This window comes from Klebsiella sp. K5-306 (assembly GCF_051835185.1).
Lineage (GTDB): Bacteria > Pseudomonadota > Gammaproteobacteria > Enterobacterales > Enterobacteriaceae > Klebsiella > Klebsiella oxytoca.
The window spans coordinates 208,034-220,232 of sequence record NZ_JAIFJY010000004.1; the positions used below are offsets into that span (position 1 = coordinate 208,034).

The 12,199-nt window shown below is 56.6% G+C and carries 11 protein-coding genes; 8 read left to right on the forward strand and 3 right to left on the reverse strand.

Annotated elements, in window-relative coordinates; genetic code table 11:
• The first annotated feature begins 8 nt into the window (after positions 1–8).
• From K2184_RS08635 to K2184_RS08670, 8 genes are read left to right on the forward strand one after another with little or no spacing between them, the layout of a single operon-like run.
• On the forward strand, positions 9–2,120 hold the full coding sequence (locus tag K2184_RS08635) for a peptidase domain-containing ABC transporter (protein WP_023321512.1): 2,112 nt from the start codon (positions 9–11) through the stop codon (positions 2,118–2,120).
• Positions 2,117–3,277, forward strand: a complete 1,161-nt coding sequence (locus K2184_RS08640; protein ID WP_004104907.1) for an efflux RND transporter periplasmic adaptor subunit — start codon at positions 2,117–2,119, stop codon at positions 3,275–3,277. Before K2184_RS08635 ends, K2184_RS08640 begins: the two co-directional genes overlap by 4 nt.
• A complete protein-coding gene (locus tag K2184_RS08645) occupies positions 3,277–5,220 on the forward strand; it encodes an ABC transporter permease (protein ID WP_163525321.1) in 1,944 nt (647 codons plus the stop codon). The genes K2184_RS08640 and K2184_RS08645 overlap by 1 nt, the downstream gene beginning before the upstream one ends.
• Entirely contained in the window at positions 5,217–6,614 is a 1,398-nt protein-coding gene (locus K2184_RS08650; protein ID WP_163525323.1) for a TolC family protein, read from the forward strand. Before K2184_RS08645 ends, K2184_RS08650 begins: the two co-directional genes overlap by 4 nt.
• Positions 6,601–7,854: a beta-ketoacyl-[acyl-carrier-protein] synthase family protein gene (locus tag K2184_RS08655; RefSeq protein ID WP_004104902.1), complete on the forward strand. Its 1,254-nt coding sequence runs from the start codon at positions 6,601–6,603 to the stop codon at positions 7,852–7,854. Before K2184_RS08650 ends, K2184_RS08655 begins: the two co-directional genes overlap by 14 nt.
• Complete coding sequence (locus K2184_RS08660; RefSeq protein ID WP_163525325.1) at positions 7,851–8,645, forward strand: MaoC/PaaZ C-terminal domain-containing protein; 795 nt, start codon at positions 7,851–7,853, stop codon at positions 8,643–8,645. The genes K2184_RS08655 and K2184_RS08660 overlap by 4 nt, the downstream gene beginning before the upstream one ends.
• Positions 8,646–8,661: 16 nt before the next feature.
• Entirely contained in the window at positions 8,662–8,913 is a 252-nt protein-coding gene (locus K2184_RS08665) for an acyl carrier protein (protein WP_004104899.1), read from the forward strand.
• 1 nt (position 8,914) lies between these two features.
• Positions 8,915–9,646, forward strand: a complete 732-nt coding sequence (locus K2184_RS08670; RefSeq protein ID WP_004114789.1) for an SDR family NAD(P)-dependent oxidoreductase — start codon at positions 8,915–8,917, stop codon at positions 9,644–9,646.
• A gap of 23 nt (positions 9,647–9,669) precedes the next feature.
• Here the strand turns inward: K2184_RS08670 and K2184_RS08675 are convergent, their stop codons facing one another.
• From K2184_RS08675 to K2184_RS08685, 3 genes are read right to left on the reverse strand one after another with little or no spacing between them, the layout of a single operon-like run.
• Entirely contained in the window at positions 9,670–10,866 is a 1,197-nt protein-coding gene (locus tag K2184_RS08675; protein ID WP_163525327.1) for an HD domain-containing protein, read from the reverse strand.
• Positions 10,867–10,900: 34 nt separating this feature from the next.
• Positions 10,901–11,389, reverse strand: coding sequence for a hypothetical protein (locus tag K2184_RS08680; RefSeq protein ID WP_163525329.1), 489 nt, complete (start codon positions 11,387–11,389; stop codon positions 10,901–10,903).
• Positions 11,382–12,122, reverse strand: coding sequence for a winged helix-turn-helix domain-containing protein (locus K2184_RS08685; protein ID WP_163525330.1), 741 nt, complete (start codon positions 12,120–12,122; stop codon positions 11,382–11,384). Before K2184_RS08685 ends, K2184_RS08680 begins: the two co-directional genes overlap by 8 nt.
• Positions 12,123–12,199: the final 77 nt, after the last annotated feature.

The window sequence follows — 12,199 nt, forward strand, 5'->3', positions numbered from 1 at the left end:
GCATCATCATGAAAAAGATTATCCCTGATATGGTTTTCCAGGAAGAGACCAATGAATGCGGCCTCTCCTGTATTGCGATGCTGGCGCAGACCCAGAATATTCCGTGTTCTCTCCCGGCATTGCGGGAAATTTTCCCCGCATCCGATCATGGGACATCGTTGAGCGATCTATCCGTTATCCTGCAACAGGTCGGCATTGCCACCGCGCCGGTGTTGTTTGACCACGATGAACTCCATGCGCTGCCGTTCCCGTCCATTCTGCACTATGGCGCCAGCCACTATGTCCTGCTGGCCTGGCGCAAAGGGGATTACGTTTGCGTGATGAATCCGGCGATTGGTCAGCAGTGGCTGCCTTTCTCGGCATTAAAAAAAGAGATTAGCGGCTATGCGCTGATCCTCGAAGAATCTCCCGGCGCGATCGCCAGTCCGGATCCGGTTATTGCCGGGGCGCAGCAGGAGATGCCGCGCGCGATGAGCCTGAAGGAGACTGCGGCGGTACCGGGTATTTATAAACTGATGCTATTAACCTTCCTGGTATCGCTAACGCTGTTTTTAATGCCGACGATGGTCAGTCGGGCGATAAACCAGGCCTTCTCAGACGTTCAGAATACGCAGTTTCCTTATTTATGGTTCATCCTCGCTTTTGTCATATCCACGCTGTTAGCGCTGGGGGTGAGGGTGATTAGCGAGCGCTTTATCCGCCGCTTTGTCCTCCTCAAGAGCGATATCGGTTTTTCCCGCTTGCTGAATAATCCGCTGCGTTTTTTTGAAAAACGCGCGCCGGGGGATGTTTTCAGCCGCTTTATTGCCTGGCAGGGAGGGATGCTGCAAAAAATCGAGCTGGATAACGGACTCCGCTCGGACTGGATAATCTGCGTTATCGCTATCGGCATTATGTTCTGGATCTCACCGGTGCTGGCGCTCATTTCCGCTGCGGGCATTGTCGTGATGGGGCTGATCAGCGTCTGGGCGATATTCCGCGACCGCTGGTATACGCAGCAGCTGCAGTTGAAAAGCGCGACGCTGAATGACTTTTTCATGGAAACCCTTCAGGGGGTGTTAACCATTAAAACTGCCGGGCTGGAAACGCAGCGCAAAGCGCAGTTTGCCCGTTTGTCACACGACCTTTTCACCTGCCTTCAGCGGCAGAAAGTTTACCAGCAGGTAAAAGAAGGTCTGTATCAGCTCACCGGCAGCCTCGAGATGGTGGTCTTTATGCTGGTGGTGCTGCCACTGGTGAGCGCAAAGCTTATCTCGCTGGGCGACTTTTTTGCCTATAGCTTTTTACGGCAGATTTTTACCTCTTACGTCACGCGGATATTCTATGCCGTGATCCGTAAATCGCAGCTACACGTGATTGATACCCGCGCGCAGGGCCTGTTTACCCGTGAGGAACCTGCAACTCCTCAGTTATCTCCGCTGCGTGGGGAGGCGGTTCCGCAGCTGGCGTTTGAGGCGGTGAGCTTTCATTACGCTCCGCAAAGCCCGGTGCTGAATGCCGTTGATCTCCGGCTGGAACCCGGCGATCGGGTGGCGATTGTCGGCGATTCCGGCGCCGGAAAAAGTACCCTGCTACGGCTGATGGCCGGGCTTTTTTCCGCACAGCATGGGCGCATTCTGCTGGACGGTGAAGAGGCGACCGCCCGCCAGCTGGCCTCGCAGGTATGGCTGCAGAGCCAGGAAGATATTTTGTTTAACGCCTCGGTGCTGCAAAACATCACCCTGTTTGACCCGTGGTACAGCGACAGCGATCGCGGGCGAGTGGAGGCGCTGGTCGATAAAATGGCGCTGGGGCCGGTCGTTCAGGCGCTGCCGGGAGGCATGGAGGCGCTGATCCGCGAGAGCCATTCGGCGCTCTCTTTAGGCCAGCGTCAGCGGCTGATGCTGGCGCGGGCGCTCTACAGCGCCCGGCCTATTTTGCTCTGCGATGAACCGACCGCCAATCTTGATGACGAAACCGCGGAAACGGTGATCGCCGCGCTGTGCCAGCACTGTCGTGAACAGGGCAAAACGCTGATCGTGGTAACCCACAGTGCGCCCATCCTGCATCACTTCACGCGGGTATATCGTCTGGATGAAGGCGAGCTGCGCGATATCGCACAGGGAGCGCCGGGCCAATGAGGCGACAATTTTTACGCCGCCGTAAAGCGTGGCTACTTGCGCTGGTCGCGATCCTGGCCATTATCGCCGCCGTTTTTTATCAGCGCTCGCTTCCGGCCCAGGCCGAGTCGCTCTACACCGTTGCGCTCGATCGCGGGGATATCGAAAAAGTAGTGCTGGCGAGCGGGACTATTAAACCTGCCGTCCAGGTGAGCGTCGGCGCGCAGGTCAGCGGCCAGCTACGTAAGCTGTACGTGCGCCAGGGCGAGCGGGTACGTAAGGGGCAGCTGTTAGCCGAAATTGACCCGACGCTGCAGCTTTCCGATTTACGCAACGCCACCGCGCAGCTGGCCAGCGCCAGGGCGCAAAAGCTGGCTTCCGAGGCCACGCTGGTACAGTACCGCAAAGCGCTGGCGCGCGAGCAGGCGATGCAGCGCGATGGCTCGGGAGTGAGTAGCGATCTTGAGCAGGCGCAGGCGCAGTATAGCGCGCAGGTCCAGCAGATTGCGGTTAACGAAGCGCAGATCGTACAGGCGGAAATGAGCGTGCAGACCGCCAACGCCAACCTCGGCTACACCCGCATCCTTGCTCCTGTGGATGGTGAAGTGCTGGGCATCGTCACCCGTGAGGGGCAAACCATCGTCTCCTCACAAATCGCGCCGACGATTCTGGTGCTTGCCGACCTCGATAAAATGCAGGTGCAAACGCGCATTTCCGAAGCCGATATTCAGAAAATCCATCCCGGTCAGCCGCTGTGGTTTTACGTCATCGCCGATCCGCAGACGCGCTATGAAGGGGAGCTGGGCTACGTCCAGCCCGCGCCGCAGGAGGCGCTGGAGGAACAAAACGGCGGAGCTTCTGCCGGTAATCAGCAGAGCAGCGCCATTTACTATAACGGTACCTTCGAAGTCGATAACCACCAGCGCTTGCTGAAAACCTCAATGACCGCCCAGGTGTTTATCCGCATCGCGCAGGTAAAAGACGCGCTGCGCGTGCCGGTCGCCGCGCTGGGGCGTTCGCTCGGTGATGAGCGTTACATTGTGATGGTGCAAACGGCGAACGGTAGCGAGGAGCGCACCGTCCGTATCGGGATTAACGATCGTCAGTACGCGCAGGTGCTGGAAGGATTACGGCCCGATGAGCGGGTGGTGATCCCGCAGGACGCGGGGTCTGTGTGATGGCTGAGCCGCTGATCGTGCTGAACAATGTCACGCGTCATTTTACCGCCGGGACGCAGATTATTCCGGTACTAAAATCCGTCTCTCTGACCATTATGCCCGGCGAAATGGTGGCGATTATGGGCGCTTCCGGCTCGGGTAAATCGACGTTGATGAACATTATTGGTTGCCTGGATAAGCCCAGCAGCGGCGAGGTTTATATCAACGGGATCGCCACTCACCGGGCGGATAGCGCGGCGCTGGCCGAGCTGCGCAGCCGCTGGCTGGGGTTTATTTTTCAGCGCTACCACCTGATGCCTTATCTGACGGCGGAAGAGAATATCGCCATCCCGGCGCTCTATACCGCGATGCCCGCCGCAGAACGCCAGGCGCGCATTGCGCTACTGGCTGAAAAGCTGGGCATTGATGCGCGGTTACAGCACAAACCCGCTCAGCTTTCCGGCGGCCAGCAGCAGCGGGTCAGCGTCTGCCGGGCGTTAATCAACGGCGCGCAGATTATTCTCGCCGATGAGCCCACCGGGGCGTTGGATAGCGTCAGCGGTCGGGCGCTGATGGATGTTCTGCACCAGCTGAACGCCGACGGGCACACGGTCATCATCGTGACTCACGATCGCGAGGTGGCGCGGCAGGCGCAGCGGATCGTCGAGATCAGCGACGGACAGGTGGTTGCCGACAGTACCCACAGCGCTCGAGATAATCGCGGCATTCAGCGCCTTCCCGCAGTACAGGATAATGGTCGGGCCTCGCTGTCGCGCAGTATCGGAGAGTCGGTGCGGATGGCCTGGCGTTCCTTACTGGGACATCGGATGCGCGCCTTTCTGTCGATGCTGGGGATAATCATCGGCATTTCGTCCGTGGTCTCCTCCATGGCGGTGGGGGAAGGCGCCCGGCAGAACATCATGAACGAGATTGGTAAGCTCGGAAATACCACGCTTGAAATCCGCCCGGGTACCGGCTGGGGCAGCAAGCGTCCGGATATGGAGCGGGCGCTGTCGCTGGATGATATCGCCAGCCTCGGCAGGCAGCCCTGGGTTCTGGGGGTATCGCCGATTGTTTCCAGCATGACCACCGCGGTGCGTCAGGGCTTTGATTCTTCGATAATTCTCTCCGGCGTTTCCGCAGACTACTTTTCGCTGCAGGGGATTCGTTTTATTCAGGGCAACGGTTTTACCCGCCGCGATGTCGAGGATCGCGAACCGGTGCTGGTACTGGATGAAACCAGCAGGGAGACGCTGTTTCCCGGCAATGAAGATCCGCTGGGTAAAATTGTGCAGATTGCCGGCGCGCCGTGGCGGGTAATCGGCATTGCCAGCAAGCCCGGGCCAAAGGTGGTCAGCGGGTTTATGTCGGCGTGGATCCCCTATAGTTCGCTATTGCAGCGGATTTCCGGCGATAAGCCGCTGGAGGCGCTGACGCTGCGCTTCCAGGAAACGCTGTCGCCGCAGGAAGCAGCGCGGCGCGCGGAAAGGCACCTTATCCGCGAGCACGGCAAAAAAGATTTCTTTGTCCAGACCGATGAGCAGCTCGCCAAAGCGCTGCAAAAAACCTCCGACTCCATGTCGCTGCTGATCACCGCTATTGCCGCCATCTCGCTGCTGGTCGGCGGCGTGGGGGTGATGAATATCATGCTGGTTTCCGTTACCGAACGCACTCATGAGATTGGCATTCGGCTATCGGTCGGCGCCCGCCCTACCGATATCATGCATCAGTTCTTAATTGAGGCGGTGATGATCTGCGCGCTCGGCGGCTTAACGGGAGTGCTGGGCTCATGGGCCGCCGGTAACCTGTTTGCCCTGCTGACGCAGGAGTTTTCCATGGTCTTTACCTGGCTGCCGGTGGCGATGGCCTGCGGCTTTTCCGCCCTGATAGGCCTGACGTTCGGCTATTTCCCGGCGCGTCGTGCGGCGCGGCTAAACCCGACGGAGGCGCTGGCCCGCGAATGAGATCGCTGACTTTATTATCGTTAATTGTATTGCTGACGGGCTGTGGAAATTTGACCCGCAGCGATTATCAGCGGCCGCTGCTGTCGGTGCCGGAGAACTGGCAGCGAACGGAAGGGCAAAGCGCCGCGCTTGCGTCGGAGAAAGCGGGTCGCTGGTGGGACCGTTTCGGCGATGAACGTCTGTCGCGGGTGATGGGGCAGGTTCTGGAAAGCAATAACGATCTGGCCGCTGCCGCCTTAACCCTTCGGCAGGCGCGCATTTCCGCCGGGCTGGCCCGAACCAATATCTCTCCCGACGCGACGCTTAACGGCGCCGGCAGTAACTCAAAGCCGCTCAATAGCGGAGGTTCGCAGGAGAGCTACAGCGCCTCGTTATCCCTGAGCTATGAGCTGGATCTGTGGGGCAAGCTGGCGCGGGTTCGTGAACAGAGCGAGTGGGAGGCGATTGCCAGCGAACAGGACTATCGGGCGACGATCTTGTCGACGATTGATACTACCGCGCAGCTCTACTGGAATATCGCGCTGCTGAATCAACAAATGGCTTATCAGGCCACCAGCCTGGATATCGCCAGGCAGACGCTGGCGCAGATTGAGTCCTGGCAGCGGGCGGGGAAAGTAGGGCTGCTTGACGTTCTGCAGTCCCGGCAGACGGTCATCAGTCGCCAGAATCAGTTGCTAAGCCTGAAACAGCAGCGGGCGATCTCCCGCAACGCGCTGGCGCTGCTGCTCAACAGGCCCCCCGCGCAGCATAGCGATGAAGCACCGGCGCTTGACGTCCATCAGCGTGTCGCCATTGCCAGCGCCACGCCGCTGGCCGCGCTCGCCAGCCGGCCCGATCTGCAGGCGGCGGAGTCGCGGCTGCGCGCGGCGCTGGCGGGTTCCGATGCGGCGCGGCTGAGCTTTTATCCCACGCTCTCGCTGCAGGGGACGCTGAGCGCCGGCAGCCAGATCTTTCACCAGTGGTTTAACGACCCGCTGCGTACCGTCGGAAGCAGCGTCGGCGCGCCCTTTATCCAGTGGAACACGGTACAGCTTACCGTGGAGCAGGCCAGCGTAAAGGTACAGCAGGAGGCGGTGAACTTCCGCCGTACGGCCTACACCGCGCTGTCGGAGGTGGACGATGCGATGGAGAAGCGGCTTAACGCCGACGAGCAGCGCGAGCGCCTGCTGCAATCGCTGCAGCTGGGCCAGCGGCGCCTGACGCTCACCGAAAGCCGCTATCGGGCGGGCGCGGTGGACTACCAGACCCTGCTGAACGCACAGGACGCGTTGCTCGACGTACAGAACAGCCTGGCGCAGAACCAGTACGACTATCTTTATGCCACTTTGCAGCTTTGGCTGGCGCAGGGAGGCAATAACCCGCAACAGAGGATTTCCCAGAATGAGTCACAGTAAACCCCCTTATCGCGTGGTGATAACCGGCTATGGCGCGGTGACTCCCCTTGGCGATAGCGCTGCCGAAAGCTGGCAGGCGATCATGGATTATCGACGCGGTTACCGCTATGTGGATCTCTCCGCTAACGGCATCCACACCCATTTTATCGGTCAGGTAGAGAATGAACCCAGCCTCAAGGGGGTTCCCGCCGCTATTCGTCGGCGTCTGCCGCGTCACGCTCGCCTGGCGCTGGCCGCCGCGCGGGAGGCGGTGGCGATGGCCTTTGCTGGCAAACCACCCACCGATGCTTATGACCCGCTGAGGTGTGGCGCCATTATCGGCTCCGGCTGGGCAGGGCTGGATGAAAGCTATCTGGCGGTACCGGAGTTTGAGAAAACGGGCGTCTCTTCGCCCTTCAGCTGCTTCTTTTCGATGCCGAACGTGACCACCGCGGCCTGTAGTCAGCTGTGGAATCTGCGCGGTTATCAAAATACTCCGGTCGCCGCCTGCGCCACCGGCACTATCGCCATTGGCGAGGCCTATGATGCGATTCGCTTTGGCCGGGCCAGCATGATGCTCGCCGGGGCCGGGGAGTCGTTAAACAGCGTTTGCGCTATCTGGAATATCGATGTGCTTGGCGCGTTGAGCCGGGAAGCGTCATCGCCGGAGCGGGCCAGCTGCCCGTTCAGCCTGCAGCGCAGCGGGTTTGTCCTTTCTGAAGGCGGCGCGGTGCTGTGCCTGGAAGAGCGCGAAAGCGCCCTGGCGCGGGGCGCGACAATCCTCGCGGAGGTCACCGGTTATGCCAATTTCTCCGATGCGGTGGATTTTACCTCACCGGCCGAAGACTGCGTGGCCCGTGAACAGACTATCCGCTGGGCGCTGCGCGACGCGGGCCTGCAGCCTGCCGATCTCGATTATATCAACGCTCACGGCACCTCCACGCCGCTCAACGATATGAATGAAACGCAGTCACTGAAAAAAGCGCTCGGCGACGAGGCGTACCGGATCCCGGTCTCCAGTACCAAAGCCTACTCCGGACATCTGATCGCCGCCGCGGGGAGCTTCGAGACCATTGTCTGCCTGCAGGCGATGGCGGCGGGGATCATGCCGGCGACAGCGCATCTGACGCAGCCCGATCCGCAGTGCGATCTCGACTATATCGCCGAAGGGCATCGTCAGGGAGAGATCCGTCGGGCGCTGAATCTGAGCTTTGGTTTCGGCGGCGCGAACGCCGCGCTGGTACTGGAGAAACACGCGTGACGCTGCTGCGCTACACCCTTGCCGATGCGCAGCAGTGGGCGGCGTTTTCCGGCGATGAAAACCCCATTCACTTCGACTACGCGGCAGCGCGCGCGATGGGGGCGGGGCAGCTGAGCGTCCACGGAATGCGCGCGCTTCTGGACGTGAAGCGCGATGTCCAGTCGCGGCTGTGCCGCCCGGAGGGATACGTAAAATGCCAGGTCCGCCTGCGCAGGCCGCTATGGTGCGATACCGACTGGCTGTTAACGCCCGGGACGGCGAAACAGCGGATTCTCTCCGCTGTATCGGTTAGCCACCCGCAGAATGGCGAAATCTGTTTGTCATGCCAGATGAGCCTGGCGGCTGAGCCGGAGTCGCTGGAGGGTAAGCAGCCCAGCAAACTGGCGTCCACGACGCTGCTCGCGCTGCAATCCCATTTCAATCGCGCCTGGCCCGACCTGGCGCAGTGGCAGTTCCTTGATGCGCTGCTGTTCCGTCAGCTGATTTGCGATGAGGCGCTGCTGCGCCAGGAGAATATTGCAGCCCTGCTCGGACCGGGGGAAACCTCGCTGCAGCAAATTTTTTCCCGCTACCCGGTGCTGCAAACCCATCAGGAAGTGGTTTTTGATGCTCATCTGGCAGGCAAAGGGACGCCGGTCCAACCCGGCTCGCTGTCGCTCTGGCTGTTGCCTTCATTGGTGGTCGGCCAGGCTGAGCAGGGCGCGCTGGTGCGTATTGCAGCGGCGGCGCAGCTGGATAATCAGGTCATAACGAATGTGGTTACGCTAAAAGTTGGACCAATTACTAATTGATAATTAAGGATAATTTATGATTCCCTATGATGAAGTTCTGCAAAAAGTGTGTGAAATGATTTGTGACGCCAAGGACCTGGAGCCGGATGAGGTGGATGAGAATACGCCGCTGGTTCGCTTAAAGTTAGATAGTCTGGACTACGTCGAGCTGATGGTGCTGGCAAAACGTGAATTCAATATTACCCTGGAAGCGGACTGGTTTATTCAAAATCCGGGGATCACGCTGGGTGAACTGTGTCAGCATATCAGCAAAGAGTCAGGCAGCTGATATGGCGCAAAAATGGGTGCTGATTACCGGCGGCAGCCGGGGGATAGGCCGGGCGCTGGTCGCCGGCCTGGCGCAAAACGGGAACGTGGTGTTTACCGGGCGCAATGAAGCGGCGATTAACGCCACTCTGGCGGAGTGTGAAAATTCATCGTATCAGGTGCAAGGATACGCCTGCGACGGCAACGACGAGTCGCGGGTTGAAGAACTTGCTCAGGCGCTGCTGGCCGAGCGGGGCGCACCGGAGGCAATTATTCACAATGCCGGAATGGCTCGCGATGGCCTGCATATTCACCAGAACGCCGCGCTATGGCGCGAGGTGCTGGACACCAATGTTATCTCAATGATGAACTGGAACCGGGTTCTGCTGCCGGCGATGTTGATGCAGCGGCGCGGCTCCATCGTGATGATGTCGTCGGTCAGCGCCTTCAAGGGTAACGTCGGGCAGACGGCGTATGCGGCGAGTAAAGCGGCGATGAGCGGCATTGCGCGTTCGCTGGCGCTGGAGATCGGGCGCTTCGGCATTCGGGTAAACTGCCTGGCGCCGGGCCTGATCCGCACGGAGATGCTGGAAGAGATACCCGCGCAAAAATTGAAAGAGATGCGCCAGTCGATACCTCTGCGCAGATTGGGCGAAACGGATGATGTACTGAAGGCCGTGGCGTTTTTAATCGGCGAGGGGAGTGAATATATGACCGGACAAACTCTGATTCTGGACGGCGGATTAAGCGCCTGAGGACGTTCAGGCGGGGTGGCTCTTTACGCGGAGCTGGTGAGTTGCTCAACGCGATTCACCAGCTCTTTTATTTCTCCCGCAGTTGCGCGATAGATCTGAATAATTTGTGAAGCGTGCTGCGCGATAGGCGACAGCATAAACGAGGGAATTTCATTTCCCGGGTTATTTTTAATTAACTGGGCCAGCGATTTTTCTTCTCCCTTCGGCCCGCTCAGGGCATGGACCAGCAGTCGACTAACCGTAATGAGCAGGGCTTCCGTTTGTAGCGATTCAGCGTGCCATTTAGAGGACGCATTACGATTTTGCATGGCTATCCATTCAGTAATATCATCAATTCCTTCAATACTATAGAGAGAGGCTTCTGCTCTGCCTGGCGAAGCGGATCGCGCTGGCGGCGGGCTATGATCCAGGCAGGAGATATTATGCAGCAATCCGCCAATCTCAACTTTTAGCGTTTGCGTCGCGCTCATTTCCATGGTGGTCGCCAGATAGCCGGCAATATGGCCGACGGCCGCGGAGTGCCACGGCGTCTGCTGGCTGAACTGATCGACAATAAAAGAGACCAGTTCAGCAATATCGCGGAGGTTATGTAAAGAGATGGTATCGTTATGCACGCCTGGAATCGCTTTGATGTAATCGCGATAGTCGGTGGAGGCCATGACTGACCAGAAATGTTCATCGGCGGAAAGCGTTCTGAACGCCTGGACGTACTCTTGTTTATAGAGAATATTCGCCCCGGCGGTGACGATGTCGACCAGCTTTTTGCTTAAAAATGCGATATGACCGGTACGGTGCTGGCAATAAAGTACATCCAGCCGGTCGGCGAAGAACAGCAGGTGACTCTCTTCGGGGACCAGTTCTCCTTCAATATAATGTCCAAGACCGTTGCGCCAGTGGGTGTGATGATAGCGAACAATCCTGTTAAGAGGACGAAACAACGGGATGCGGCTGAGCAATTCGCTGCCGATAAGCGCGTGGTTGTTATGCTCGTTATCGATGTAATTTAGCGGCTCAAGACGTGATTTTTCATTTAACCCACCGACATCGTGAATTAACGCCGCCAGAATGGTTTTACGCCGCTGGGCCGGAGAGAACGCCACTAAATTAGCCAGATGTGATGCGATAAACGCCGTTCTGACATGATGCAGGTTCAGCCGGGGGTTAATCATATCAATGATATTGGCGATGCTGGCTAATGTCGGAAGTAAATGTATCGTCATGATATCGTTTTAATTAAAATTAATGAGATGAATCTCAATCAATGATGGTTTGCTGACGGCGACAACCATATTGTGGAAACTTTTGGGTGCCTAACAAAATAGTATCATCATTGACGTGATTTATATAGATGATTTTATCATTAGTTTGGCTTCCAAAGAGATTTTTTTGCGCAATATCTTCTGGCGTATTATCAGCGTGGTGGCGAATGACTTGCGAGTCTTTTATATAAAAAAGATGGCTGGGAACGATGTTTCTTTTTAATGTGATGGCGATAGTGCGTGAGACGATATATTTATCGCCATTGCTGGTGAGTAAACCCTCCAGATTGATTAAAAGATGGTTTTTGAAAAGTTCTGCGGATAGCAACCCTTGGGAGCGAAGAATGTTCTCATTTATATTCTCCGTCAAATCGTAGCGTGATTCACAGGAAAATGAGTCCTCAGAACTGAGATAAAGGTACAGGGTTGAAAATAATACCAGCGCGAACGAACAGGCGGAAAATATCAAGGCATATTTACGCATTTTTTATTTCCTTATAGTAATAACTATGGCATTGCTGGTCTTTAATGTCGCACTCAAGCATGAAGATATCCATGTAAATACCTAATCCCTGCTCCTGATTCATTTGTCGGTTAAAGAAGTAGATTTTCTTTGGCGTGGAACAGTCCAGCCCCGAGGTAAAGAGCTTTTTATTCCTGAGTATTTCTGTCACCGGGATAGCTTCGGAACCATAAATAGTGCATTTATCTTGGGTGAACATGATCTTAGCTGTTTGTTTTTTATAGATAAAAAAATAAGAGAGCAGCATCGCGACTGCTGCGAACGCGATCAGTAACATCGCCGCTTTGCAATGTTGTTGCAGCAAGTTACGCTCAGGCAGCTGTGGAGAAAGGGTTGGCAGTGTGATAGAGGAAGAGTAATCATTGTCGGTAGTGATAATGACATCCTCAGAAATTTTAAAGCCAATTCGCGGTACCGTAATAATCACATTCTTTTCAATACCCAGATCCGCAAGGCTGCGACGCAGCGTTGAGATGTACTGATTAAGATTACTATTAGATGGCCTCGCACCATATTTTTCAAACACCGTCTGGAAAATATCAACCCGCGAAATAATATCCCCCCGGTATTGCAACAGACTAGTAAGAAGGCGAGTCGAAGTGGCGGAGAGTTCAATACAATCGCCGGTCAAGAGATTGACCAGAGAGGCCTCCTCAGTATCAAATGTAATAAATCCCTCTATATCGAACCGCATTTTTATCTCCACACGGAATTAAAAATTCACTCTTTATATCAGGTTTTTTATCATAAAAAAAAGTGAATTTCAGATAA

What these genes read in the sequence shown, in the direction of transcription:
- K2184_RS08635 (WP_023321512.1), top strand. Translation starts at nt 9, where the DNA reads ATGAAAAAGATTATCCCTGATATGGTTTTCCAGGAAGAGACCAATGAA.
- K2184_RS08640 (WP_004104907.1), top strand. Translation starts at nt 2,117, where the DNA reads ATGAGGCGACAATTTTTACGCCGCCGTAAAGCGTGGCTACTTGCGCTG.
- K2184_RS08645 (WP_163525321.1), top strand. Translation starts at nt 3,277, where the DNA reads ATGGCTGAGCCGCTGATCGTGCTGAACAATGTCACGCGTCATTTTACC.
- K2184_RS08650 (WP_163525323.1), top strand. Translation starts at nt 5,217, where the DNA reads ATGAGATCGCTGACTTTATTATCGTTAATTGTATTGCTGACGGGCTGT.
- K2184_RS08655 (WP_004104902.1), top strand. Translation starts at nt 6,601, where the DNA reads ATGAGTCACAGTAAACCCCCTTATCGCGTGGTGATAACCGGCTATGGC.
- K2184_RS08665 (WP_004104899.1), top strand. Translation starts at nt 8,662, where the DNA reads ATGATTCCCTATGATGAAGTTCTGCAAAAAGTGTGTGAAATGATTTGT.
- K2184_RS08670 (WP_004114789.1), top strand. Translation starts at nt 8,915, where the DNA reads ATGGCGCAAAAATGGGTGCTGATTACCGGCGGCAGCCGGGGGATAGGC.
- K2184_RS08675 (WP_163525327.1), bottom strand. Translation starts at nt 10,866, where the DNA reads ATGACGATACATTTACTTCCGACATTAGCCAGCATCGCCAATATCATT.
- K2184_RS08680 (WP_163525329.1), bottom strand. Translation starts at nt 11,389, where the DNA reads ATGCGTAAATATGCCTTGATATTTTCCGCCTGTTCGTTCGCGCTGGTA.
- K2184_RS08685 (WP_163525330.1), bottom strand. Translation starts at nt 12,122, where the DNA reads ATGCGGTTCGATATAGAGGGATTTATTACATTTGATACTGAGGAGGCC.